Source organism: Actinoplanes sp. CA-142083, assembly GCF_050942195.1.
In the GTDB taxonomy this organism is placed as follows: domain Bacteria; phylum Actinomycetota; class Actinomycetes; order Mycobacteriales; family Micromonosporaceae; genus Actinoplanes.
Genome location: NZ_CP192076.1, coordinates 953,352 through 977,541 on the forward strand (window position 1 = coordinate 953,352; position 24,190 = coordinate 977,541).

19 protein-coding genes are annotated in these 24,190 nt (G+C 71.3%); 10 read left to right on the forward strand and 9 right to left on the reverse strand.

Features of this window, described 5'->3' with window-relative positions:
* The first annotated feature begins 448 nt into the window (after positions 1-448).
* Together ACQPZX_RS04540 and ACQPZX_RS04545 are read left to right on the forward strand one after the other, a co-directional pair.
* Positions 449-1,438, forward strand: coding sequence for a glycosyl hydrolase (locus ACQPZX_RS04540; RefSeq protein ID WP_433374712.1), 990 nt, complete (start codon positions 449-451; stop codon positions 1,436-1,438).
* Positions 1,439-1,448: 10 nt separating this feature from the next.
* Positions 1,449-1,880: an NUDIX domain-containing protein gene (locus tag ACQPZX_RS04545; RefSeq protein WP_433374715.1), complete on the forward strand. Its 432-nt coding sequence runs from the start codon at positions 1,449-1,451 to the stop codon at positions 1,878-1,880.
* A gap of 459 nt (positions 1,881-2,339) precedes the next feature.
* Here ACQPZX_RS04545 and ACQPZX_RS04550 read toward each other — a convergent pair whose 3' ends face one another.
* From ACQPZX_RS04550 to ACQPZX_RS04565, 4 genes are read right to left on the reverse strand one after another with little or no spacing between them, the layout of a single operon-like run.
* On the reverse strand, positions 2,340-3,050 hold the full coding sequence (locus ACQPZX_RS04550) for an ABC transporter permease (RefSeq protein WP_433374718.1): 711 nt from the start codon (positions 3,048-3,050) through the stop codon (positions 2,340-2,342).
* Entirely contained in the window at positions 3,050-3,961 is a 912-nt protein-coding gene (locus ACQPZX_RS04555) for an ABC transporter ATP-binding protein (protein ID WP_433374720.1), read from the reverse strand. Before ACQPZX_RS04555 ends, ACQPZX_RS04550 begins: the two co-directional genes overlap by 1 nt.
* Positions 3,962-4,013: 52 nt before the next feature.
* On the reverse strand, positions 4,014-4,877 hold the full coding sequence (locus tag ACQPZX_RS04560; protein ID WP_433374723.1) for an ABC transporter permease: 864 nt from the start codon (positions 4,875-4,877) through the stop codon (positions 4,014-4,016).
* Complete coding sequence (locus ACQPZX_RS04565) at positions 4,870-5,784, reverse strand: ABC transporter ATP-binding protein (RefSeq protein WP_433374726.1); 915 nt, start codon at positions 5,782-5,784, stop codon at positions 4,870-4,872. Before ACQPZX_RS04565 ends, ACQPZX_RS04560 begins: the two co-directional genes overlap by 8 nt.
* 144 nt (positions 5,785-5,928) lie before the next feature.
* Here ACQPZX_RS04565 and ACQPZX_RS04570 point away from each other — a divergent pair, with 144 nt between their 5' ends.
* Positions 5,929-6,372, forward strand: a complete 444-nt coding sequence (locus tag ACQPZX_RS04570; RefSeq protein ID WP_433374729.1) for a hypothetical protein — start codon at positions 5,929-5,931, stop codon at positions 6,370-6,372.
* Positions 6,369-6,956, forward strand: coding sequence for a hypothetical protein (locus ACQPZX_RS04575; protein ID WP_433374732.1), 588 nt, complete (start codon positions 6,369-6,371; stop codon positions 6,954-6,956). The genes ACQPZX_RS04570 and ACQPZX_RS04575 overlap by 4 nt, the downstream gene beginning before the upstream one ends.
* On the opposite strand, the gene ACQPZX_RS04580 is transcribed toward ACQPZX_RS04575, so the two are convergent.
* From ACQPZX_RS04580 to ACQPZX_RS04590, 3 genes are all read right to left on the reverse strand, one after another.
* Positions 6,940-8,085, reverse strand: a complete 1,146-nt coding sequence (locus tag ACQPZX_RS04580) for a glycoside hydrolase family 5 protein (RefSeq protein ID WP_433374735.1) — start codon at positions 8,083-8,085, stop codon at positions 6,940-6,942. The two genes, ACQPZX_RS04575 and ACQPZX_RS04580, sit on opposite strands and share 17 nt — an antisense overlap.
* 159 nt (positions 8,086-8,244) lie before the next feature.
* Positions 8,245-11,040: a phosphoenolpyruvate carboxylase gene (ppc, locus tag ACQPZX_RS04585; RefSeq protein ID WP_433374737.1), complete on the reverse strand. Its 2,796-nt coding sequence runs from the start codon at positions 11,038-11,040 to the stop codon at positions 8,245-8,247.
* Between the two features lie 122 nt (positions 11,041-11,162).
* Positions 11,163-12,893 carry a hydrogenase maturation protein gene (locus ACQPZX_RS04590; protein ID WP_433374740.1) on the reverse strand — a complete coding sequence of 577 codons (1,731 nt, stop codon included), beginning with the start codon at positions 12,891-12,893 and terminating at the stop codon, positions 11,163-11,165.
* A gap of 176 nt (positions 12,894-13,069) precedes the next feature.
* Here ACQPZX_RS04590 and mfd point away from each other — a divergent pair, with 176 nt between their 5' ends.
* The 6 genes from mfd (at position 13,070) to ACQPZX_RS04620 (ending at position 22,822) form a co-directional block, all read left to right on the forward strand.
* A complete protein-coding gene (gene mfd, locus ACQPZX_RS04595) occupies positions 13,070-16,690 on the forward strand; it encodes a transcription-repair coupling factor (RefSeq protein WP_433374742.1) in 3,621 nt (1,206 codons plus the stop codon).
* Between the two features lie 1,089 nt (positions 16,691-17,779).
* The gene (locus tag ACQPZX_RS04600) at positions 17,780-18,586 is read left to right on the forward strand and encodes a rhomboid family intramembrane serine protease (protein WP_433374744.1); all 807 of its coding nucleotides are present in this window, start codon (positions 17,780-17,782) and stop codon (positions 18,584-18,586) included.
* A gap of 78 nt (positions 18,587-18,664) precedes the next feature.
* Positions 18,665-19,363, forward strand: a complete 699-nt coding sequence (locus tag ACQPZX_RS04605) for a hypothetical protein (RefSeq protein ID WP_433374747.1) — start codon at positions 18,665-18,667, stop codon at positions 19,361-19,363.
* 5 nt (positions 19,364-19,368) lie between these two features.
* Positions 19,369-20,334, forward strand: coding sequence for a MazG family protein (locus ACQPZX_RS04610; protein ID WP_433374750.1), 966 nt, complete (start codon positions 19,369-19,371; stop codon positions 20,332-20,334).
* A 10-nt stretch (positions 20,335-20,344) separates the two neighbouring features.
* Positions 20,345-21,961 (forward strand): DUF885 domain-containing protein, encoded by a 1,617-nt coding sequence (locus ACQPZX_RS04615; protein WP_433374753.1) that lies wholly within the window; start codon positions 20,345-20,347, stop codon positions 21,959-21,961.
* Positions 21,962-22,006: 45 nt separating this feature from the next.
* Positions 22,007-22,822, forward strand: a complete 816-nt coding sequence (locus ACQPZX_RS04620; RefSeq protein WP_433374756.1) for a DUF1206 domain-containing protein — start codon at positions 22,007-22,009, stop codon at positions 22,820-22,822.
* A 3-nt stretch (positions 22,823-22,825) separates the two neighbouring features.
* Here ACQPZX_RS04620 and ACQPZX_RS04625 read toward each other — a convergent pair whose 3' ends face one another.
* Both ACQPZX_RS04625 and ACQPZX_RS04630 read right to left on the reverse strand, forming a co-directional pair.
* Complete coding sequence (locus ACQPZX_RS04625) at positions 22,826-23,500, reverse strand: hypothetical protein (protein ID WP_433374759.1); 675 nt, start codon at positions 23,498-23,500, stop codon at positions 22,826-22,828.
* Positions 23,501-23,552: 52 nt separating this feature from the next.
* Positions 23,553-24,182, reverse strand: a complete 630-nt coding sequence (locus tag ACQPZX_RS04630) for a hypothetical protein (protein WP_433374761.1) — start codon at positions 24,180-24,182, stop codon at positions 23,553-23,555.
* Between the last annotated feature and the right edge of the window lie 8 nt (positions 24,183-24,190).

Here is a 24,190-nt window from a genome sequence, read left to right on the forward strand (position 1 = left end):
CCCCTGCGGCCGATTAGGGGACAGTTTCTCAGTCCCGCCGATCGCGGTCGAGACGGGTATCCATCCCCTCTTTTTGTCTGTTTAATCCGCGTCGGGTATTGGACAAACCGGATCTTCGTCACAATACTGGCACCTCGTGAGTCGACGCCCGCGCCGCTTCCGGCTTATCCACGTCGCCGCCGTTCCGGCGGCCTTCGTCCTTTCCGTGGTCACCACGCTCGCGTGGGCCTGGACCGGCGGAGTGGATCAGATCGGTTTACCCCTCGGACCGGTGGGTGATCCGACAGTGTCGTTGCCGGTTCTCGCCTCGCCGGATTCGCCGGTCCTCCACGGCCGCCGTTTTTCGTCCTCCCCCTCGGCCTCCGCGTCGGCGTCGCCGTCCTCGGCTTTGCCGCCATCCTCGGTCGCGCCTTCGTCCGCGTCCGCTTTGCCAGCTTTTGTGGCGCCGATGCCGCCGGCTGTGGTCCCGGCCGCCCGGCGTGGCGGCTGCCGCACCGGGCGCAAGCTGGTGCCCACCTGCGGGGTCCTCTGGGGCGTCGCGCCGGGCGCGCACACCGAGAGCCGCGGCGCGTCGGCGCTCGCCGAGTTCGAGCGCAAGACCGGGCGTACGCAGGCGATCTACCACGCCTATCACGGCGGCATCCGGCAGCTCTTCCCGACGCCGCAGGAGATCGCGATCGCCCGCCAGCACGGCCGCAACCGCATCCTGTTCCTCAACTGGAAGCCCGAGTCGGCGTCGTGGGCGGCGATCGCGCGCGGCGACAAGCGCACCGATGTGTTCCTCGACCGGCTCGCCGTGCACATCAAGAAGAACTTCCCCGAGCAGTTCTTCCTGGCCGTGCACCACGAGGGCGAGAACGACGTGCGCGCCAAAGCCGGATCCGGGTACACCGCCCGCGACTACGCGGCGATGTTCCGGCACGTGGTGGCGCGGCTACGGGCGCACGGCGTGACCAACATGGTCACCGTGCTGGTGCACATGGCGTACGTGCCGCACGCGACCCAGAGCTGGTTCAACGACATGTATCCGGGCGACAACTACGTCGACTGGATCGGGTTCGACACGTACGCGTACAGCGATCCCGGCTACGGCCACGGCGATTTCGCCGAGATCTTCAACCGCAAGATCGAAATCTCCGGCAAGCGAAGCTGGCCCGGCTTCTACACCTGGGCCCTCACCCGCCACCCCGGCAAGCCGCTGATGATCGCCGAGTGGGGCGTGTGGTCCTCCAAGCGCAACACCTCCTACAAGGTCGACTTCTACCGCGAGCTGGGCAACGAGATACGTCACTTCCCCAAGATCCACGCCATGGTCCAGTTCGAGACCCCGCACAACCAGAAGGGCCAGGACTCCTCGGTGGACAGCACGCCCGCTGCCCTTCAGGCCTACCGGAAGCTGGGCAAACTCCCGATCTTCCAGGTGGCCGTGACCCCTTAGGCTGGCCCGTATGGCCCTGCTCGTCGCCGCCGGCGCGCTGTTCCGCGACGCCGGCGAGCGGATCATGCTGGTGAAGCCCCACTACAAACCGGAGTGGGACATCCCCGGCGGCATGGTCGAGGTGGACGAGACGCCGTCCGAGGCATGCGCCCGCGAGGTGGCCGAAGAATTAGGCCTGAAAATCACGGTCGGCCCGGCCCTGGTCGTCGACTGGGCGCCCCACCCCACCCAGGGCGACAAGCTCCTGTTCGTCTTCGACGGCGGCACCTTGTCGGCCACCGACTTGTCCGCCATCCGCTTCGTCGACGGCGAGATCACCGAGTGGGCGTTCGTAGCCCCCGACGACCTGGAGGACTACACGGTCGCCCGTTTGGCGCGCCGCTTGCGGGCCATCGTGCCCGGCCAGACCCGCTACTTGGAACAGGGCGTCCACCGCCGCTGACCTCCCGGCATCCCGTTGGCCTTGCGCCGCGTCGTCGCCTTGCCGCGTCCGCTCTGCCGCAGTCGCGCCCGCGCCGCCCGCGCCCGCGCTCCCGCCGCCCGCGCCGCCCGCGCCGCCCGCGCCCGCGCCCGCGCCGCGCCGGCCCCGCCCGCGCCGCCCCGCGCCGCCACCCCTGCCTCGCGATGTCTGCTCCTCGCGCCGGATTGCTCGATCTTGATGACGGGCCGTTAGGAGCGAACAGCAGGTCATCAAGTCCGGTCGCTGCGGGTGGCCAGCTGGGCGAAATAACGGAAATGTCGTGGTAAGGCGCAGCCTGCAATGTGGACGGTGCGGCCGGAGAGCGGGACCCGTGGCCGAAACGCGGGAACGGCGCCATCAAGCGGAAGCCGCCGCCAAAAAGCGAGGCCGAGAGCTCCCGTGGCGGACGGGAGCCCTCGGCCGGCTTTGCGGCGGGCTCGGTCAGCTGGTCTCGCCGGCCATGCTGAAGGAGCCCAGGCGATTGATGGCGTACAGGGTGCCCCCGATCGCGAAGATCGCACTCATGATGATGGCGACCGTCAGGTTGACCTTGCCGGGGAGCATGTCGGTGGGGGCGATCTTGTCGGCGATCGTGATGACGTACTGCTCGATCGATAGGACTCGGGTGCCGCTCACGAAGCGGCCCAGCAGGCCCTCCCACACCAGGATGTAGACCAGCCCGAGCAGGACCGGGCGGCGCGTCAGCAGGCTGAGCAGCAGGAACAGCGACGAGTACGCGACCGCGCCCACCACCGCGGCGGCCGCGAGAGCCAGGCCGAAGCGCGAGCCGTCGGCCAGGATGCCGGCGATGAACAGCGGGACCGCCGAGGCCACGGCCGAGACGCCGGCGGCGACCAGGAGCTTGGCCAGGATGATGTCGCGGCGCGGGAGCGGCTTCGTGAGGATGTGGACGATCGTGCCGTCGTCGACCTCGGAACCCAGCACGCCGGTGCCGACGATCAGGGCGGTCACGGGCAGGACCACGGCCAGGCCGAGACCGACGACGACGGCCTGGCCCCACTGGGTGGGGTCGACGTCGTACGCCCGGCAGATCAGCGCGAGCCCGACGAGCAGCACCGGCAACGGCAGCAGCAGAAGCACCCGGCGGCGGCCGAACAGGCCGCGGGCGGTGATGTAGGCGACCGTGGACATCATGCCTCCAGCAGGTAGGAGAAGACGCTCTCCAGCGACTCGTCGGACGGCAGCAGGCGCCGCAAGCGGATGCCCTCGCCCAGGGCGATGCGCGGCAGCGCGCGGGTGAAGCTGCCGTAGTCGGAGGCGCGGACGGTCAAGCCGCCGGCCTCGATCTCGACGCCGCTCACCGATTTCTCCCCGATCAGCGCGACGGCCAGGCGGCGGTCGTCGGAGCTCTGCACGGCGAACACGTGCGGGCGGTTGGTCATCAGGCGGCGGATGCGGCGGTAGTCGCCGGAGGCCGCCAGGCGCCCGGCCACGATCACCTGGACCAGGCCGGAGAGCTGCTCGACCTCCTCCAGGATGTGCGAGCTGAACAGGATCGTGTGGCCCTCGTCGCCGAGCCGGTGCAGCAGGTCCATCATGTGCATCCGCTGCCGCGGGTCCATGCCGTTGAACGGCTCGTCGAGCAGCAGCACCTGCGGCTCGTGCACGAGAGCGCCCGCCACCCGGGCGCGCTGCCGCATGCCCTTCGAGAACGTCTCGATGCGGCGGTCCTGCGCGTCGGTCATCTCGACCATCTCGAGGGCCCGCGCCGCGGCGGCCTGAGGGTTGGGCAGTTTCTGCATCTTGGCGCAGGCCTCGACGAACTGCCGGGCGGTGAGGAAGCCGTGCACCGCCTCGCGCTCGGCGACCAGGCCGAGGGTGCGGTAGATCGAGGGGTTGCGCCAGGTCGGCGCCCCGTCGATGGTGACCGCGCCCCGCGACGGGGAGAGGAAGCCGGCCATCATGTGCAGCACCGTGGTCTTGCCGGCGCCGTTGGGGCCGAGCAGGCCGGTCACGCCGGGCTGCAGGGTCATGCTGATGTCGTTGACCGCCACGACGTTGCCGTACCAGCGGGAGACGTTCTGCAATTCGACGACGCTCACTGTGCCACCTTTCGTTCGTGCTGCGGGGCTCCGAAAAGCTCTCTCCTCGCACTCACAGCGAGGCCACCTTCCGGTAGCGGGCCAGCAACAGCAGCAGGCAGGCGGCGATCAGGCAGACCGCCTCGATCCCGTAGATCGGGCCGAGGTTGCCGATGTCGAGACCCAGGTCGTTGCGGTCGCGCAGCCAGATCTCGACACCGCTGATCAGGGAGATCGGGCTGGCGAGGCCGGAGAGGTGATGGGCGGTCTCGGACGGCAGCACGTTGAGCACGCCGACGATCGGCGCGGTCATCAGGAACACGGCGACGATGCCGCCGGCCGCGAAGGCGCGCTTGCCGGTGAGCGAGGCGATCAGCAGGCTGATGCTCGCGAAGACGAAGGCCCAGAGCAGGCTGTACCCCCAGCCGGGGATGAGCAGGCCGAGCTCGTGCCACACGCCCTTCATGCCGGTCTTGGTGGTGAAGGCGCCGGTGAGGAACATGATGAACTGCGGCACGCCGAGCAGCAGGAACACCGAGGTGACCAGCGCGCCGACCTTGGCCGTCACGTAGTCGGCGGCCCGCAGCGGGCGGCTGAAGTACAGCGGCAGGACACCGGAGCGGATGTCGCGGGAGACCAGCTCGGGCGCGACGATCGCGGCGAAGAAGATGACCAGCCAGCTCATCGTGTCGTCGAGCTGGTAGTAGTCGAAGAGCCAGGTGCCGGTCTGCGAGCGTACGCCCGCGTTGATCACCGCGACGAGCATGACGATGCCCGCCACGCCCCACGGGAAGATCTTGGATTTGGCGCTGCGGCCCAGGCCGAACGCGGCCCGCAGCCCGTGGGTGTAGAGCGCGCCGAGCAGGGCGGCCCGGCCCAGGCGGGGACCTTCGTACCGCTGGTACCCGATGTCATGGATGACGCCGGCCTCAGACATCGGCGGTCTCCTTCGTGGTGAAGAGCTCGGCGACGCGGTGGCGGCGCTGGTCGAGCCGATGCAGGGGGAGGTCGAGCTCGGCGACGGCGCGCAGGATCCCGTCGTACGCGGCGTCGGAGTCCAGCGGGACCAGCAGCGACCGTCCCTCGGGGGTGACCTCGTAGCCGAGCTCGCGCAGGGCCGCGGCCAGCTCGTCGGTGCCCTCGCTGACCTCGACGGAGAGCACGTCGGACGCCGCGGTCATCGACGAGATGCGGTCGGCGCGCAGCAGGCGGCCGCCCTCGATGGCGATCAGCGAGTCGCAGATGCGCTCGACCTCGCCGAGCAGGTGCGAGCAGACCACCACCGAGATGCCGAACTCGTTGCCGATCCGGTGGACCAGCGTCAGCATGGCGTCGCGGCCGGCCGGGTCGAGGCCGTTGGTCGGCTCGTCGAGCAGCAGCAGGTCGGGGTCGTGCACGAGCGCCTGGGCCAGCTTGACCCGCTGCTTCATGCCGGTCGAGTACCCGCCGATCTGGCGGTACCGCTCCTCGTAGAGGCCGACGTGGCGCAGCGCCTCGGAGGCACGCTCGCGCGCCGCGACCTTGGGCAGCCCGCTGAGCCGGCCGACGTGGGTGACGAACTCGGAGGCCGAGACGTCGGGCGGAAGGCAGTCGTTCTCGGGCATGTAGCCGACCCGGGCCCGCACCTTGTCGGTCTGGGTCACCGGGTCGAGGTCGAACACCCGTACGCCACCCGAGCTGGGCGCGAGGAGCCCCAGCATGATCTTGATAAAGGTGCTCTTGCCGGCGCCGTTGGCGCCGACGAGCCCGATGACGCCCGCGTCGACCTCGACGGTGAGGTCGGCGAGCGCCGTCACCCCGCCGCCGTAGGTCTTGGTCAGCGCCTGAGTCGCGATGATGGTCACGGGCTCAGCCTAGGAACTGAGCGCACCTCGGCGGATCCGGAGAATCCCTGAGGACCCTCTCGGGGTCTCTCAGCCGGCTCTCAGCATCGCAACCGTGATCACAATGTCACCCCGAGTTGGCGGGAGCATCGGAGAGTACGGGATGTGCTCCGTAAACTCGCCGCGATCGGTCTTCCGCTGGTGCTGGTCGCCGGCTGCACCTTCGCCGACAACGGGAAGGGCTTCCTGGAGTTCTGCGGCACGACCATCGACACGCCGCCCGCTGTGCCCGTCCCGGACCGGCTGCGGATGCCCGGCCCGGCGCCCGACGGCGGGCACGGGCCGACCCGCGACATCCTGCCGCCCAAGCCTCCGTGGGACTTCAACCCGCCTAACCGCGTGGACGAGTACCTCGAGGTCAGCCAGGACTGCGACAAGGGCGTCGTGGTCAACGTCGACCCCGTGAACAACGTGTATCTGATCGAGAAAGCCGAGGCGGACGACGGTCACCTGGCCGGGCTGGTGCTCACCCTGACGGGCGGTCCGGTGACGATCCAGGCCTGGCGCGGCGGCGTCTTCGCCGGCTCGCTCCGGGTGGGTGCCGAGTGAGGAACGGCCTGGTCGGCATCGGAGACCTTCCGTCGGGGCTGTGGAACTACCCCGGCGATCTCCGGACCGTCCTGGAGATGTACGTCGCGGCCGGGGGTCGGTGGCCGGCCGACTGGTACGTGCACGACGCCGACTCCCTGCTGTCCTCCGATCTGACCGGCGACGAGCTGGCGCGACTCTGGTTCGCGCTGAGCGGCGGCGACCATCGGATGACGATGGACGGTCGCGAGTGGATCGCTCTGGTCCGGGCGACCGCGCGGTCCCGGGGCGGCGATTCCACCCAGGCAGACCGGTTTGTCTGGAAAGGTGACGACCCCGAGGTGATCGCCCGAGTTCGTGAACAGATCGGTCTGTTCACCCGGCATCCCGACCACGCGTTCGAGGGCGACGAGACGGCTGTGCTCGCCCTGCTCGGGCGGCTCGCCGGCCGCCACGCCGACCTGGCGTTCCGGCTCTACCTGGCGCTCTGCGCGCAGTACTACATGGTCTTCTCGGTGGTGGCCTACCAGGCGATGGTGGACCTGGCATGGGATCTCGGCCGCCCCGAAGACCTGCTGGACGGCCTGCTCAGAACCGATCCGTAGTGCGCAATCGGCCGCGGATCAGTTTGCCCGACGGGGTGAGGACGCCCGTGCCGGCGAAGCGGCCGCTTGCGCACGTGCCGGGCTTGAGAGCCGCGCTCGACTCGTCGATGTCGGAGAAGGTCCAGTTGGCGTAGCTGATCTTCAGACGGTCGAGCAGGTTCAGCCAGGTCGTCGTGCTCGCGGCGTCGAAGTCGCCGTTGCCGGTGAAGGTCACCGTGCCGAACTCGGTGACGAACATCGGCAGCTTGGTCGCGGCCCGGGTCAGCTCCGCGCGGTAGTTGTCCTTGTGCGACGCCGCGTAGAAGTGGAACGCGTACATGACGTTGGGGAATCGGACCGGGTCGGCGATGGTCTCGGCCGCGCTCGAACCCTCGGCGATGCCGAGGGACGAGAATCCCCGGCTCCCGACGATCACCAGGCCGTCCGGATCTTGCGCGCGGATGACGGGGATGACCTTTTCCGCGTACGCCTTGACGACCGTCCACGGGACTCCGTTGGGCTCGTTGGCGATCTCGTAGATGATGTTCTTCCGGCCGGCGTTGCGTTTGGCCACCGCGGCGAAGAAGGTCTTGGCCCGTTCCAGGTTGACCGTCGGGTCGCCGGGGTTGAGCACGTGGAAGTCGACGATCGCGTACATCCCGCGGGCGGTGGCCTTGTCGACCAGCGTGTTGACCTTCGCGGTGAAGCCGGCCGGGTCGGTTTCCAGGCCGCCTTCCTGGACGTACATGGCGATCCGCAGCAGATCGCTCCGCCAGTCCCCGGCGAGGGCGTCGAGGGAGGCGTTCGGGTAGCAGTCCGGCGCGAACTGCAGCCCGTGGGTGCTCACGCCGCGCAGCTGGATGACCTTGCCGCGCTGGTTGCAGAGGTGGACGCCGCAGACCCGCAGCTGCCCATTGATCGCCACGGGGGTTGAGGCGACGGTGGTGGCGCTCGGCCGTGCCTTGAAAAAAGACGACGGGGAAGGCGAAGAAGTGGGCGACGAAGAAACAGGTAGCGAGGGTGGCGGGGGTGTCGAGACGGCGGCCACCGTGTCGGAGCCGAACGTCGTGGTCGAGAGCGCGGCGACCGTCACCGCGGAAATCGCCACGACGGTGGCAGCCGCGGCCGCGATCAGTCGCCATCTGCCCATGGAAACACCGCCCCGCCAAGTCGGGAGAGCGATGGGAGCGCTCCCGGGACAGCGACGTTAGGCGGGCAGAAACGCGAGGGCGAGGCGCTAAAGCTTCATTTAAGGAGAACGAAAGAGGCCGGGCAGCGATGCGCTGCCCGGCCCCCGTACGGGAAAATCTCAGCCGGTGTTGCGCATGCCGGCGGCGATGCCGTTGACCGATGTCAGCAGCGCCCGCTCCAAGGCCGTGGAATCTGACGGCGCGCGCCGCGCCCCCGGCGCGGTCGCCAGCTGCCGATCCGCGTCACCCAGCTCGCGGTACTGCCGCAGCAGCGCCACCTGCAGGTGGTGCAGCGGCAGCAGGTAGGTGTCGCGCACCCCCAGGGTCCGCTTGAGCTCCGGCTGCGACGCCAGCAGGTCGTCCCCGCCGGTGATCGCCAGGACCTCGCGGACGGTCAGGTCGTACTCCGCCACGATCGTCTCGAAGATCGGGTGCAGCTCGGCGGGGACCAGCGTCTCCACGTAGCGGCGGGCGATCTCGAGGTCGGTCTTGTTCAGCATCATCTCGACGTTGGAGAGGAACGTCTTGAAGAACTGCCAGTTGGCGTACATCTCCTGCAGAACCTCAGTCTTGCCGGCCGCCCGGGCCGCCGCGAGCCCGGAGCCCACGCCGAACCAGCCCGGAACGATCTGCCGGGTCTGCGTCCAGCCGAAGACCCACGGGATCGCCCGCAGGCCGCCCAGCCCGGCGTCCGCGTTGGGCCGCTTCGCCGGACGGGAGCCGATGTTGAGCTGGCCGAGCAGCTCGGTCGGGGTGGCCGCCCAGAAGTAGGCGGGCAGGTCGGGGTTCTCCACCAGCGACCGGTACGCCGCGAAGGCCGCGTCCGACGCCGTGTCCATCGTGGCGTCCCAGCGCTCGAGCCGCTCGAGGTCGACCGACGGCGAGGTGTGCAGCAGCGTCGCCTGCAGCACGGCCGCGACCGTCAACTCCAGGTTTTCCCGGGCCAGGGCCGGCAGCGTGTACTTGTCGGAGATGACCTCGCCCTGCTCGGTCACCTTGATCGCGCCGTCGAGCGTGCCGTACGGCTGCGCCAGGATCGCCTCGTGGGTGGGGCCGCCACCCCGGCCGACGGTGCCGCCGCGGCCGTGGAAGAGCCGCAGGCGTACGCCGTGCCGGGCCGCCACGTCCCGCAGCTTGCGCTGTGCCTTGTGGATGCCCCACTGGCTGGTCGTGATACCCCCCTCCTTGTTGGAGTCGGAGTAGCCGAGCATGACCTCCTGCACATCCCCGCGGGCCCGCACGATCTCGCGGTAGGCCGGCAGCGACAGCATCTCGTCGAGCAGCTCGCCGCCCGCGTCGAGCTCGGCCGGCGTCTCCAGCAGCGGCACGATGTTGACCCGCGCGCGGCCGGTGTGGATGTCGATCAGGCCGGCCTCGCGGGCCAGCACGGCCGCCGCGAGCACGTCGTCGACGCCCAGGGTCATCGAGATGATGTACGTCTCGATGACGTCCGCCCCGAAGCGCTCCTGCACCTGGCGGATCGTGTTGAAGACGTCGAACGTCTTGCGGGCCGAGTCGGTGAGCGGGGTGTCGGCGGCGGACAGCGGCCGGCGCCCGGAGAGCTCGGCGGCGAGCAGCTTGGTGCGCTCGGTCCGGTCCAGCGCCGCGTAGTCGTCGACCTCGCCGACCTGCGTGTACATCTGCTGGAGCACCTCGTGGTGCTTCTCGGCGTGCTCGCGCACGTCGAGCGTGGCCAGCTGCAGGCCGAAGGCGGAGACCGTACGGATCGCGCTGGCGACCACGCCGACGGCGGTGAGCTGGCCGGAGTTGCGGGCCAGCGAGGCGCGCATCAGCTCGAGGTCGCTGATCAGCTCGTCGTTGCCGAGGTAGTCGCGGCCGGCCACGTGCGGCGTGTTCTGCCGCAGCCGCTCCCGGGTGTTCGCGAGCTTCGCCTTGATCGCCCGCACCTTGAGCCGGTACGGCTCCTCGGCGTTGGTCTTGCGGAACCGCGGCGCGACCTCGGGCAGGCTGTCCAGGTCCTTGGCGAGCGAGGCGGACAGGTCGAGCGAGACGCCGCGCAGCCGCCGGGAGACCGACAGCTCGTCGATCAGCTTGTCCATGGCCTGCTCGGTGGCCTGGATGCCCTGCTCGTGCTGGATCATCAGGACGTCCCGGGTGACCGCCGGCGTGACGAACGGGTTGCCGTCGCGGTCGCCGCCGATCCACGAGCCGAAGGTGAGCGGCCGGGCCGTGGGCGCGGTCTCGACGCCCAGGTGGCGCAGGGTCTCGGCGAGGTCGCTGAGCACCTGCGGCGCGGCCTCCGCGTACAGGTCGCGCAGGTAGTAGACGGCGTTGCGGGCCTCGTCGGTCGGCTCCGGCCGGTCCAGGCGCAGCTCGTCGGTCTGCCAGAGCAGGTCGATGAGCTCGGCGAAGCGCCGGCTCGAAGCGGTCGTGTCGGAGGCGCCGTACAGGACCGCGGCGGCGGCCTCGTTGTCCAGCTCGTCGGCGACCTGACGCAGCTTGGAGAGGATCGAGCGGCGGGAGGCCTCGGTCGGGTGCGCGGTGAAGACCGGGCGCACCGCGAGCCGGCGGGCGGCCGCGGCGATCTCGTCGGCCGGCACGCCGCGCTCGGCGATCCGCTTGGCGGCCTGGTCGAGCCAGCCGCCGTCGCGGGCCCGGCGCCGGCGCAGGTCGCGGGCGCGGTGCACCTGCTCGGTGATGTTCGCGAGGTGGAAGTAGGTGGAGAACGCGCGGGCCAGCTTGGTGCCGGTCGTGACGTCCATGGCGGCCAGGCGCTCGGCGGCGGCCGGCGCGTCCTGGCGCACCAGGGCCCGCACCTCCTCGACGAGGTCGAGCAGGGGACGGCCCTCCTGCCGGGCCAGGGTCTGGCCGAGCAGCGTGCCGATGCGCCGGATGTCGGCACGTAGCGCCGCGTCGGGGCCGTCGGGGTCGAGGTGGCCGTGCTGGTCGGTCATCGGGGGCGCTCCTTAACCTTTCGGTGTCCCAGGACGGCGCTGTCCCGACTCCGCCGATGGTATCGGCGCGGCTCACGGACCGGGTGAATTGAGGCAAGTCTCACCCCGGGCCGGGGAATGACTCACGCGGACACCGGCACCGCCGGGCGCAGCACGGTGGTGCGGGGGCGCAGTTTGGCGCCGCCGAGCAGGAGGCGGTCCGGGGTCTCCGACGGCTTGAGCTTGCGGACGAAGGTGTGCCGGGCCGCCGCGAAACCGGACCGGTCCGCGTACATGTCGCGGCTCATCTCGGCCAGCTCCCGCGCCTCGTAGACCTCCAGCGGCACCCTTTCGGCGGCGAGCCGCCGAGCCTTTCCCTGGCGCCGGTTGCGCGCCGTCCGGCCGTCACTCTCGCGGTCGGCCAGGGCCGCGAGCCATTCACCGTACGCGTCGGGATGCCGCGGCCCGACCTCGTCCACCAGGCCGATCGATCGCGCCCGGCCCGCGCTCACCGGGAGCTTGTCGTCGATCAGCTGCTGCGCCCGGTCGGCGCCGACCCGGCGGGGCAGCGTGAAGGTGTGCAGCTCGGACCCGTACAGCCCCATGTCGTAATAGGGGTTGAGGACGATCCCGTCGCGGGCGGCCACGATGTCGGCGCCGAGGCCGAGCATCACGCCACCGGCGCCGGCGCTGCCCGCGTACGCGGCGATCACCACCTGCCGGGTGCACATGATGATCTCGCGGCACACCTCGTTGATCGCCCGGATGCTCGCCCACGCCGCGCTGGCCGGGTCGGGGGAGGCCTCGATGACGTTGAGGTGGATGCCGTTGCTGAACGCGTCGGTCCCGCCCCGCAGCACCAGCACCTCGGTGTCCTGGCCGGCCGCGTGGCGCAGGGCGGCGAGCAGGCGGCGCGAGTGACCGGGCGCCATCGCGCCGTTGTAGAAGTCGAAACTGAGCCAGCCGACCGCGCCGTTGCGCCGATAGCGGACCTGCCGGTAGGAGCCGGGGTGCTCGGGCTCGCTGCCGGGCGGCAGGGGCGAGTGCGGCACGCCGCGCAGCCGGGTGCCGAGCAGCGTGGTGGCCGGCAGCTTGATGCCCGCGCGGCCGTGGCCGGGGTCGGCGGCGCGCAGGTGGCCGAGCCAGATGGCGCCGTCGCCGGTGCCGACCAGCACCGCACCCTGCCGGCGGCTGAGCAGCTGACCCGGGCGCCCGCCGCGAGGCAGGCCGGGCAACGCGTCGTACGCGAAAACCGGCAGCCCACCCAGCTCGGTCCGCACCCCCGGGGCGCCGTCGGCGGCCCGGATCTTCCGCAGGATGTGCTCGGTCGCGTCGCCCCAGTCGAAGGCGCGGTCGTCCTGCCGCATCAGCGGGCGCGGGGCCGCTTCGGGGGCCTCGGCGGGGGAGAAGCCGGGGTCCTGCGCCTTGCGGACCACCTCGGCGATGCACTCCATGGCGGCGTCGGCGACCGGGCCGTTGTAGAGCGAGGACTTGCGCGGCGCGGTGGCCGGCAGGGAGAAGGTGCGGGTGGCCCAGATCGGCCCGGCGTCCATCTCCTCGACGGCCTGCAGCGCGGTGACGCCCCAGGTGCGGGCGCCGTCGGCGATCGCCCAGTCCAATGAGGACGGCCCGCGGTCGCCGGCCGGGCCGGGATGGATGATCACCGTGCGCCACTGCTGCCAGACCTCTTGCGGCACCCGGTCCTTGAGGAACGGGCAGATGATCAGGTCGGGGCCCGCGCTCCGGACCCCGTCGATCATGTCCGGCTCGCTGGTCGCGAGCAGGACGCCGACCTCGTGACCGGCCTCGCGCAGGGCGCACCACGCCCGCTGGCTCAATCCGTTGAACGCCGTAACGAGCAGCAGGATCCGCACGTTGTCCCTCCCTGGGAGCCACACCGACAACGAAGCGGGAGTTTTCTCCGGTTATCGACCGCCATGTCGGACATGTTGTGCGGCCCGAAATTGTCGGAGGGCCGGACTAGACTTCATCGCATACCCCCGCCCGTCTGGGCGCTTGGGGTTGTTTGACGTGTTCGGATGTGGGTGTAATGCAACTCTCCGGCCTGATTCCCGCCGCCCTCCGCGACCGGGGGCTCGCGCGTGCCCGCGACCTCGCTCGCAAGGGCTTCGTCGACTCGGACTCTCTTGATCTCACCGCGCCGGCCTCGCTGCGCCCGTTCGTGGTGGCCACGGTCGCGGGTGGCAACGATCTCGGCGGCGCGGCGCGCCCGGTGCTCGCCGTCACCGCCACCAGCCGCGAGGCCGACGACCTCGCCGACGCGCTGGGCTGCCTGATCGACTCCGCGCGGGTGGCGGTCTTCCCCTCGTGGGAGACGCTGCCCCACGAGCGGCTCTCCCCGCGCTCCGACACGGTGGGGCGGCGGCTGGCGGTGCTGCGGCGGCTCGCCCACCCCGAGGGGCAGCCGATCCAGGTGGTCGTGGCGCCGGTGCGCAGCGTGCTGCAGCCGCAGCTCAAGGGCCTGGGCGATCTCGAGCCGGTCGAGCTGGTGACCGGTGGCGAGGCCGAGCTGGAGGAGGTCGCGCGCCGGCTGACCGACATGGCCTATGCGCGGGTCGACCTGGTGACCAAGCGTGGCGAGTTCGCGGTGCGCGGCGGCATCCTCGACGTCTTCCCGCCGACCGACGAGCACCCGTCCCGGGTGGAGTTCTGGGGCGACGAGGTCGAGGAGATCCGCACCTTCGCCGTCGCCGACCAGCGCACGATCGACCCGGTTGACCGGCTATGGGCGCCGCCGTGTCGTGAGCTGCTGTTGACCCCTTCCGTTCGCGAGCGTGCGGCTGCGCTTTCCGAGGCGCACCCGGAACTGGGCGAGATTCTCGACAAATTGGCCGAGGGGATCCCGGTCGAGGGGATGGAGTCGCTGGCCCCGGCGCTGCTGCACGGGACCGACAGCATGGAGCTGCTGCTCGACTGCATGCCGGCGGGCACGCACGTGCTGCTCTGCGATCCCGAGCGCATCCGCACCCGGGCGCACGACCTGACCCGCACGTCCGACGAGTTCCTCGAGGCGTCGTGGGCCGCCGCGGCCGTCGGCGGTCAGGCGCCGATCGATGTCGGGGCCGCCGCTTTCAAAACCCTTGCCGACGTACGGGCACACGCGGCGACCCTGTCGCAGCCGTGGTGGACGGTCTCTCCCTTCGGCCTGGCCGAATCCGAGCCCGCCCCCGCCTCCGATGACCAGCCCTGGCTCGAGGCGCCGGCTTCGGTTGCCGTTAGCCCGGATCTTGGGGATGCCATTGCGCTCGCCGCGCAGCCGGTGGCGCTGTATCACGGCGACACCGCCCGGCTCGTTTCCGACATTTCCGAATGGTCGGGCGCGGGGTGGGCGATCGCGCTCGTCTTCGAGGGTCACGGCACGGCCGAGCGTGCCACCGAGGTGCTGCGCGACTCCGGCCTCGGCGTGACCCCGGTCGAGTCGATCCCGACCGTCATCGAGCCCGGCCAGCTGCTGGTCACCTGCGGCGGGCTCAACCACGGCTTCGTCGACGCGGCCTCCCAGCTCGCGGTCATCACCGGCAACGACATCAGCGGCGGGCGCGGCGCCTCCACAAAGGACATGCGCCGCATGCCGTCCCGCCGGCGCAACACGATCGACCCGCTCGAGCTCAAGCCCGGCGACCACGTGGTCCACGAGCAGCACGGCATCGGCAAGTACGTCGAGCTGGTGCAGCGCACGGTCAACGGCGCCGACCGGGAATACCTCGTGATCGAGTACGCGCCGTCCAAGCGCGGCCAGCCCGGTGACCGGCTCTACGTGCCCACCGACCAGCTCGACCAGTTGTCCCGCTACGTCGGCGGCGAGCAGCCCACACTGCACAAGATGGGCGGCTCCGACTGGCAGAAGAGCAAGGCGCGGGCCCGCAAGGCGGTGCGCGAGATCGCCGCCCAGCTGATCCAGCTGTACGCGGCCCGTCAGGCCTCCCGTGGTCACGCGTTCGGGCCGGACACGCCGTGGCAGCGCGAGCTGGAGGACGCGTTCCCGTACACGGAGACCCCCGACCAGCTGGCCGCGATCAGCGAGGTCAAGAACGACATGGAATTGGCAGTTCCCATGGACCGGCTGATCTGCGGCGACGTCGGCTACGGCAAGACCGAGATCGCCGTGCGGGCCGCCTTCAAGGCCGTGCAGGACGGCAAGCAGGTCGCCATCCTGGTGCCCACCACGCTGCTCGTCCAGCAGCACTTCAACACGTTCACCGACCGCATGGGCCAGTTCCCGGTGCAGATCAAGCAGCTGTCCCGGTTCCAGACCCCGACCGAGGCCAAGCTGACCCTCGAGCAGGCCGCCGACGGCACCGCCGACATCGTGATCGGCACCCACCGCCTGCTGGCCAACTCGACGCGGTTCAAAAACCTGGGCCTAATCATCGTGGATGAGGAGCAGCGCTTCGGCGTCGAGCACAAGGAGCAGCTCAAAGCCCTGCGCGCCTCGGTCGACGTGCTCACCATGTCGGCCACCCCGATTCCGCGCACGCTCGAGATGGCGATCACCGGCATCCGCGAGATGTCCACCATCGCCACCCCGCCCGAGGAGCGCCATCCGGTGCTCACCTTCGTCGGCGCCCAGGACGACAAGCAGGTGGCCGCCGCCATCCACCGCGAGCTGCTCCGCGACGGCCAGGTCTTCTACCTGCACAACCGGGTCGAGTCGATCGACCGCGCCGCCCGCAAGCTGCGCGAGCTGGTCCCCGAGGCCCGGGTCGCGGTGGCGCACGGCCAGATGAGCGAGGACCAGCTCGAAAAGGTGATGGTCGGCTTCTGGGAGAAGGAGTTCGACGTCCTGGTCTGCACCACGATCGTCGAGTCCGGCATCGACATCCCGAACGCCAACACCCTCATCGTCGAGCGCGCCGACCTGCTCGGCCTCGCCCAGCTGCACCAGATCCGCGGCCGCGTCGGCCGGGGCCGCGAGCGCGCGTACGCGTACTTCCTCTACCCGCGGGAGAAGCCCCTGACCGAGCACGCCCACGAGCGTCTGGCCACCATCGCCCAGCACACCGAGCTGGGCGCCGGCATGTACGTGGCCATGAAGGACCTCGAGATCCGCGGCGCCGGCAACCTGCTGGGCGGCGAGCAGTCCGGCCACATCGAGGGCGTCGGCTTCGACCTGTACGTCCGCATGGTCGGCGAGGCCGTGCAGGCCTTCAAGGGCGAGCGCCCCGAGGAGGAGCCCGAGGTGAAGATCGACCTCCCGGTCGACGCCCACCTCCCGGTCGACTACATCGCCGTCGAGCGCCTCCGCCTGGAGATGTACCGCAAGCTGGCCGAGGCCCGAGACAACAAGCAGCTGGACGAGGTCGTCGCCGAGATGACCGACCGCTACGGCGAGCCCCCCGAGCAGGTAGCCAACCTGATCGCCGTAGCCCGCTTCCGCCAGACGGCCCGCGCCTACGGCTTGACCGACGTCTCCATGCAGGGCAAGCACATCCGCTTCTCCCCGCTCCCCCTGCCGGATTCGAAGCAGCTACGCCTGAAGCGCTACCACCCCGACGCCGTCTACAAGCAGGCAACCGACCAGGTGAGCGTCCCGCGCCCCGCCACCCGCCGCCTCGGCGGCGAGCCACTGCGTGACCTGGCCTTGCTGCAGTGGTGCGCCCAGCTCCTGAAGGACGTACTCGGGGAGGTGCCGGCCAAGACCCCCGCCTGACGAGCCCGCCCCCGCCGCGCCCGCGCTCCCGCCCCCGCCGCGCCCGCGCTCCCGCCCCCACTCGCGCCTCGCGCGCCGGCCCCAGCCCGCGCCCGGCCCCGCGCCCCGGGCGCCGGCTCCAGCCCGCGCCCGGCCCCGCGCCCCGGGCGCCGGCTCCATCCGCGCCCGGCCCACGCGGCCTCGGGCGCCCGGCCCGCTGTGCCTGTGCGCCCGACGCCGCTCGCGCTCGCACGCCGGCCTCAGCCGTGCCCGCGCGCCTGGCCCTTCCTGCGCCCTCGGCTCCGTCCGCGCACCGCGCTCGGCTCCGGCCCACGCCGAGGTCCGGATCAGGCGGGTGCGCCGGATGCGCCCGCGCCCCGGCTTGCGCCCGCGCGCTCCGCTCTCGGCTCCGCCCTGCGCTGCGCCCGCGCGCCCGGCCTGCGCTGCGCCCGCGCGCCCGGCCTGCGCTGCGCCCGCGCGCCCGGCCTGCGCTGCGCCCGCGCGCCCGGCCTGCGCTGCGCCCGCGCGCCCGGCCTGCGCTGCGCCCGCGCGCCCGGCCTGCGCTGCGCCCGCGCGCCCGGCCTGCGCTGCGCCGCGGCTTGCGCCCGCGCCCCGGCTTGCGCCCGCGCCCCGGCTTGCGCCCGCGCCCCGGCTTGCGCCCCGCTGAGCCTGCGCGCCTGCCGAGCCTGCGCGCCTGCCGAGCCTGCGCGCCTGCCGAGCCTGCGCGCCCGGCCCGTGCGCTGCGCAGCTTCTGTGGTCGCGGCGAGCCTTTGGCGCGCCTGCTTGCTCGATCTTGATGAGCTGGTGTGCGCTGCGTGCGCCAGCTCATCGAGGCTCGTTGGTGCCGGGCGGATCATGATGAATTTCGGCGTTGGGGGCGCGGGAAGTCATCAAGGTTCGGGAGGGGCGGGCGGGTCGGTGTCGGTTGCAGGTGTGCATCGGGAGTGCGGGGGCAGGCATCGAGCGTGCAGAATCTCCGGGCCCGATCAGTGCTGAGCCTTGGAGTGTCTCGTGGGGACCGTGGGTGCGGAGACCACCTGTTATCGCCATCCGCGGCGGGAGACGTTTGTCCGGTGCAGCCGGTGTGATCGGTTCATCTGCTCGGACTGCATGCGGGAAGCGCCGGTCGGGCAGCGGTGCCCGGACTGCGTCAAGGGCGAGAACAAGACGGTCCGGCAGGCTCGCACGATCTTCGGGGCGGCGGTCAGCCACGGCGGGACGGCCTACGTCACGTACACGATCATCGCTTTGAATGTCATCGCGTACGTCGTGGAGCTGGTGCACCCGGCGGTGATCAACCGGTTCGACGTGTTCGGGACGGGGCTGGTCGACGCGGCGGGGCAGTACTACGTCGACGACGGGGTGCCCGCGCCGGGCTATCAGCAGATCGGCGTGCTGCACGGGGAGGTGTGGCGGCTGTTCACCGGGGCCTTCCTGCACCAGCTTCCGGGGAGCAGCGGGTTCGGCCTCACGCACATCATCTTCAACATGATGTGGATCGCCACGCTCGGCGTTTTCCTCGAGCGGCAGCTGGGACGCGGGCGGTTTCTCGCGCTCTACCTGATCTCCGCGCTGGGTAGCTCGGCGTTCGTGGTGATCATCGATCCGCATCAGGGGGCGATCGGGGCGTCGGGAGCGGGGTTCGGGATCGCCGCCGCCTACTTCGTGATCACCCGGAAGCTGCACGAGTATCCGATCGACCGGAACCGGCTGTTGCTCACCTTCGTGATCTGGCTCGTGCTCGCCGCGGGGTTCACGTCCTGGCAGGGCCACCTCGGCGGGCTGCTCACAGGTGCGGTTGTCGCGCTCGGTCTCGCGTACGCGCCTCGTCAGAAACGCGAAATAGCGCAAGCCGCGGTCCTGGCCCTGGTGACGCTGGTGTTGATCGCCGCCATAGCGGCGAAGGCCGCCGGTTGAGCCGACATTCCGGGGGTCGGCGACGTGTGTCACAGCAGACGTGAGAGAGTCATGGCCATGCAACGTGCTCGCCGATTCGTGTCCGTCGCCGTTGTCGCGTCCCTGGCCGTGGCCGGGCTTTCCGCCTGCCGGTCCGAGCCGACGGTGGCCGCCTACATCGGCGACACCAAGATCACTGAGGATCGGGTGGACGCCGTCTTCGACGAGACGCGCGCGGCCGTGATCCCGCCCAAGGAGGGCGAGCAGCCCGTGCCCGCGCCGACCCGCGCCGACGTGGCCCGCGCGATCATCGGCGCCGACGTGCTGGCCCAGGTCGGCAAGCAGCACAACGTGACGCTCCCGGCCGACATCGGCCAGGCCGACGCCGCTTCCACGCTGCACCTTCGCCCCGACGCGGAGTACGTCCAGCTTTACGCGACGGTGAAGGCCTACGTGACGCTGCTCAAGCAGGGCGCGGCGGCGACCGGCGAGCCCACCGAGGCCGACCTGCGCCAGGTCTTCGACGTGCTGGTGGCCAACGGCGAGGCCGACGCCAGCCAGTTCGCGCAGTTCCAGAGCCAGCTCCCCGCGCAGAACAAGCAGCTCGTCGTCAGCGCCGCCGCGGTCCGCGACCAGATCAACGAGGTGACCGGCCCGCTGCGGGTCCGGGTCAACCCGCGCTACCAGCCGGCCTCGATCTCGGTGCTCGAGTTCCAGACGCAGAACGGCGCGGTTCGCCCGCTGGTGACGGCCCCGCTCGGCGCTGACGACACCGCGCCGGTCAGCGCCGTCTCCTGAGGCCGATGACCGCGCGGATCATCCTGCTGGTCACCTCGCCGCGGCTGCCCGCCGGTCTGCTCACGGCCGCGGCGTGGGACGCGCTGAGGGCGTACCCGGTGTTTGCCTCGGCCGAGTCCGAACAGGCCGCCGTGCTGCGGCAGTCGGGCGTGCCGGTCACGATCGTCGAGCCCGACGCCGAGCTCGTGCTGGCGGCGGTCAAGGGTCGCGAGGCCGTCGTCTGGCTCGCCGGCCCGGCCGGTGACCAGGATTTCGCCCGTCAGCTGGGCCTGCGCCTGACTCGCGAGCCCGAGCTGGCCGAGCTGGAGCTGATGTACGGCTCGTGGGACCCGCCCGGCGCGCGCCTGCTCGACGCGGTCGCGGTGATGGACCGGCTGGTCTCGCCCGGCGGCGACCCGTGGAAGCGCGCGCAGAACCACCGCACGCTCGCGCCGTACATGCTCGAGGAGGCGTACGAGGCCTACGACGCGCTCGAGGCCGGCGACATGGCGGCGCTGCGCGAGGAGCTGGGCGACGTGCTGCTGCAGATCGTGCTGCACGCGCGCCTGGCCGAGGAGCTGCCGGACGGCGCGGCCTGGGGCATCGACGAGGTGGCCGGCGGCCTGGTGGAGAAGATGGTGCGGCGCAACCCGCACGTCTTCGCGGGCGCCGAGGTGGCCGACCTCGAGGAGATCACCGACAACTGGGAGCGCATCAAGAAGGCCGAGAAGTCCCGCGACTCGGTCCTCGACGGCATCGCGCTCAGCCAGCCCGCGCTGGCGCTGGCGGCCAAGATCCTGCAGCGGGTGGAGCGCGCCGGCCTCGACGTGCCGCTGTCGGCCGGTGACGAGCTCGGCCCGGCGTTGCTGCGGCTGGTTGCCGAGGCTCGCGCCGCCGGCGCGGACGCCGAGGCGGAGGTACGCCGGGCGACGCTCGACTACGCGGAAGAAGTGCGGAGCGCCGAGCAGAGAATTGTCGGACCCGCCGAGTAGGTTTCACGGCATGCCGGAGTTCGTTCCGCTCGCCGAGAGCATCGTCGACGCCATTCTGCGCAGTGATCCTGGTCTGGCCACCTTCACCGGTGACCACCGTTTCGACGACCGCATGCCCGACCTTTCCCCGGGCGCCGTCTCCGAGCGGGTGGCCATGCTCCGCGACGCGGCCGACGCGCTCTCCGGCATCGATCCCGAGGCCTTCGGCCCCGAGGATCAGGCAGACCATGCGATTCTCTCGGCCGTCGTCGAGCGAGGGCTTTTCGAGCTGGTCGACGTACGGGAACACGAGTGGAACCCGCTCAACCACAACCCCGGCCCGCTCCTGCACGCGCTGATCTCCCGCCAGTTCGCCCCGGCCGAGGAGCGCCTGGCCAGCCTCGGCGGCCGGCTCGCCGCGATCCCCGACGCGCTGGCCACGGCCCGGGCGGTGCTGCGCGACGTGCCGCGCATCCACGCCGAGACGGCGATCGGCCAGTTCGCCGGCACGGCCGCCCTGATCCGCGACGAGGTGCCCGCGCTGCTCGCCCAGGAGCCGGGCATGCGGGCCGCGGTCGAGCCGTCGGCGTCGGCGGCGCTGGCCGCGCTCGGCGAGTTCGACGGCTGGCTGCGCGCCCGGCTCGACGGCGGCGAGCACGGCCGCGACCCGCGCCTGGGCCGCCCGCTGTGGGAGGCGCGGCTGTGGCACACGCTCGACACCGAGCTGCCGGCCGCCGAGGTGCTGTCCCGCGCCCGCGAGCGTTTCGACCGGGTCGGCGCCGAGCTGCGCGCGGCCGCGGCCGAGCTGGTCGGCGGCCCCGAGACCGACGAGACGGTTCGCCGCGCCCTCGGCACGCTCGCCGCCGACCACCCCGACGACGCCACCATCGTCGGCCTGGCCCGCGTCACGATGGACGAGGCGACCGAGTTCGTCCGCAAGCACGACATCCTCACGCTGCTCGACGACCCGTGTGTCATCGAGGAGATGCCCGAGTTCGCCCGCGGTGTGGCGGTGGCCTATTGCGACCCACCGGGCCCGCTCGAGACCGCCGACGTGCCCACGTTCTACTGCATCTCGCCGACCCCGGCGGGCTGGTCGCCCGAGCGCGTCGAGTCGTTCTACCGGGAGTACAACGACCACATGCTCCGCGACCTCACCGTCCACGAGGCGATGCCCGGTCACTTCCTGCAGCTCGCCCACTCGCGCCGGTTCCGCGCCGAGACCCGGGTGCGCGCGCTCGGCTGGTCGGGCCCGTTCGTCGAGGGCTGGGCGGTCTACGCCGAGGAGCTAATGGCCGGCCTGGGCTTCGGCGGCCTGCCCGTGCGCCTGCAGCAGCTCAAGATGCAGCTGCGGATGAGTCTCAACGCGATCATCGACCAGCTGGTCCACTGTGAGGAGATGCCCGAGGCCGAGGCCATGGCCCTGATGACCGGCCCCGGCTTCCAGGAGGAGGGCGAGGCCGCCGGCAAGTGGCGCCGCGCCCTGCTCACCTCGACCCAGCTGAGCACCTACTTCGTCGGTTACACCGAGGTGGCCGCGATCGCCGCCGCCCGGCCGTTCGGCGCGACCCCCAAGGCCTGGCACGACAAGATGCTCGCCCACGGCTCACCGCCCCCGCGCCACCTGCGTACCCTCCTCGGCGTCTGAGCGGGGGAAGGTTTCGCCGGGTGATCGATCGGTGAAGGACGACGCATGTCCTCCACTGCCACGAGAGCCGCCGCCCGCGCTGCCAACCACCCCTGGCTCGAGCGTCTCGCCCGAGCCGGGTTCGTGGGCTACGGCGCCGTCCATCTGCTGTTCGCCTGGGTGATCGTGCGGATCGCCTTCGGCTCGCCGCCGGCCGACGGCGACCAGTCGGGCGCGCTGCACACGCTGGCGGGCAAGCCGCTCGGCGCGTTCGTCATCGGGCTGATCGTCGTGGGGCTGGTCGCCATGACGGTCTGGCAGGGCTTCGAGGCGGCCATCGGTCATCGGGACGAGCGGGGGCGGCACCGCGTCTACGAGCGGGTGGCCTCGGCCGGCCGGGCCGCGTTCTACGCCTACGTCGCGTGGACCGGGGTGAAGGTGCTCCGGGGCAAGAGCAAGTCGAGCGCCGACACCCAGGAGCAGGCCAGCCAGGATCTGATGGTCTCGAGCGGCGGCCGGCTCACGGTGGCGCTGGCCGGTGTCGCGGTCGCGGCGATCGGGGCCGGGCTGGCGATCTACGGGGTGACCCGCAAGTTCGAGAAGCACCTGCGCACGGGCCGGATGACCACGCCGGCCCGCGTGACGTGCCGCCGCCTGGGCATCACCGGCTATGCCGCGAAGGGCGCGGCCTACGCGGTCGCCGGCATTCTGCTGGTGCTGGCCGCGGTGCAGTACGACCCGGACAAGGCGCGCGGCCTCGACGCGGCGCTGCGGGCGATGGCCACGCAGCCGTACGGGACGTGGCTGCTCACGCTGACGGCGCTGGGTATCGCCGCCTACGGGCTGTTCTCGATCGTGCAGGCCCGGTACCGCAAGGTGTGACCGCTACTTCGAGCGCTTGTCGGTGAGTTTCGCCGAGGCGGGGAGGTCGAGCGCCGCGAGGTCGGCCTTCTCCTCGTACGTCGTCAGCGCCTGGTCGAAACGCTCGCCCGCGATCGTGCCGGTGAAACTGCCCAGAGCGCCCTCGTTGGTGACGCACAGGCTGAATTTGTCGGTCGGGGTCCCGTCGACGCCTTTCAGGTCGAGACAGGTCGCGTGCCGGCCGGCGATGGTGGTGTCGTGCTGGGTGGCCTCGAGCTCCTGGTCGAGCGCGGCCGCGTTGAGCATCGCCAGCGCGGCCTCGGGGGTGATCAGCTTGCTGCCGGCCAGCGGCGCGGCGGTCGCCGGCGCGGGGTCGGTCTCGGTGCAGTTCAGGGCCTTGTCGCAGCGGACCGTCCCGGTCACGGTTTCGAGCAGGCGGCCGGCCGGGTGCAGGTACGCCGTCCGGGTCGGCTTCTGCGCCTGCGTGACGCTGGCCGTGTCGCCGCCGGCGAGCTGATATTTCGCCGTGTATGTGAGACCGGTCACACGGGCCAGCTGGATCGCCATCTCGGAGACCAGATCGTCGCGGGTGATGCCGGCCGCGTTGGCCGTGTCGAGATCCGTGCACGCGGTCGCACCCAGCAGCAACGCCGCCGCGGCGGCAAAGTTGATCACGGTAAGGCGCGGACGGGATCGCACGACTGACACCTTGGCCTAGGGGCGCAACCCGCGCAAACGAGTAACCAGGGCCCTACACCGCGCTGCCGCGCTGCCGGGCCAGCAGCTGGTGCCGCATGATGTAGCGGCGGATGACCGTGGCCTGCGACTCGTCCTGGTCGTCGAAGATTGCCACCATCTCCACCGAAAGCGGCCCGCGCACCGGCACCTGCTGCCGCATGGAGCTCACCTTCAGCGCCGTCGCCGGGAAGGCGACCTCCTCGTCGTCGAGGAGGATGCGCAGCACCATCTCCTCGCCGCTTTCGAGGTCGATGTCGGTGAAGTGCGCCCGCACGGCCCGCTCGCTCATGTCGTGCACCACACCCTCGGCCGGCTCGCGGTCCGGCCGGATCATCACGATCGACTCCCCGCCGCCGCCGCGCACGTACGACCTGCTCTGCAGGACCAGCGGCTTCCCGGTGAAGCGGACCTCCACCCGGTTGCCGTCGACCGCGATCACGTACCCCTCCTGCGCGTACCGCCCGCGTGGGGCGGCCGCCCAGCGCAGCTCGACCGTCGAGTTGGCCGGCGGCACCTGCGCGAGCGCGAGGGAGAGAGTGATCACGGTTCCGGAGGCGTGTACGACCCGCACCTCGGGGAGCGTTTCGCCATACGAGGTCATCTCGATGAACGACCCGTCCGGCGGGAGCATGGAAGCACTCATAGTGCCTG

What these genes read in the sequence shown, in the direction of transcription:
- ACQPZX_RS04540 (WP_433374712.1), top strand. Translation starts at nt 449, where the DNA reads ATGCCGCCGGCTGTGGTCCCGGCCGCCCGGCGTGGCGGCTGCCGCACC.
- ACQPZX_RS04545 (WP_433374715.1), top strand. Translation starts at nt 1,449, where the DNA reads ATGGCCCTGCTCGTCGCCGCCGGCGCGCTGTTCCGCGACGCCGGCGAG.
- ACQPZX_RS04550 (WP_433374718.1), bottom strand. Translation starts at nt 3,050, where the DNA reads ATGTCCACGGTCGCCTACATCACCGCCCGCGGCCTGTTCGGCCGCCGC.
- ACQPZX_RS04560 (WP_433374723.1), bottom strand. Translation starts at nt 4,877, where the DNA reads ATGTCTGAGGCCGGCGTCATCCATGACATCGGGTACCAGCGGTACGAA.
- ACQPZX_RS04580 (WP_433374735.1), bottom strand. Translation starts at nt 8,085, where the DNA reads ATGGGCAGATGGCGACTGATCGCGGCCGCGGCTGCCACCGTCGTGGCG.
- ppc (WP_433374737.1), bottom strand. Translation starts at nt 11,040, where the DNA reads ATGACCGACCAGCACGGCCACCTCGACCCCGACGGCCCCGACGCGGCG.
- mfd (WP_433374742.1), top strand. Translation starts at nt 13,070, where the DNA reads ATGCAACTCTCCGGCCTGATTCCCGCCGCCCTCCGCGACCGGGGGCTC.
- ACQPZX_RS04600 (WP_433374744.1), top strand. Translation starts at nt 17,780, where the DNA reads ATGCGGGAAGCGCCGGTCGGGCAGCGGTGCCCGGACTGCGTCAAGGGC.
- ACQPZX_RS04610 (WP_433374750.1), top strand. Translation starts at nt 19,369, where the DNA reads ATGACCGCGCGGATCATCCTGCTGGTCACCTCGCCGCGGCTGCCCGCC.
- ACQPZX_RS04615 (WP_433374753.1), top strand. Translation starts at nt 20,345, where the DNA reads ATGCCGGAGTTCGTTCCGCTCGCCGAGAGCATCGTCGACGCCATTCTG.
- ACQPZX_RS04620 (WP_433374756.1), top strand. Translation starts at nt 22,007, where the DNA reads ATGTCCTCCACTGCCACGAGAGCCGCCGCCCGCGCTGCCAACCACCCC.
- ACQPZX_RS04630 (WP_433374761.1), bottom strand. Translation starts at nt 24,182, where the DNA reads ATGAGTGCTTCCATGCTCCCGCCGGACGGGTCGTTCATCGAGATGACC.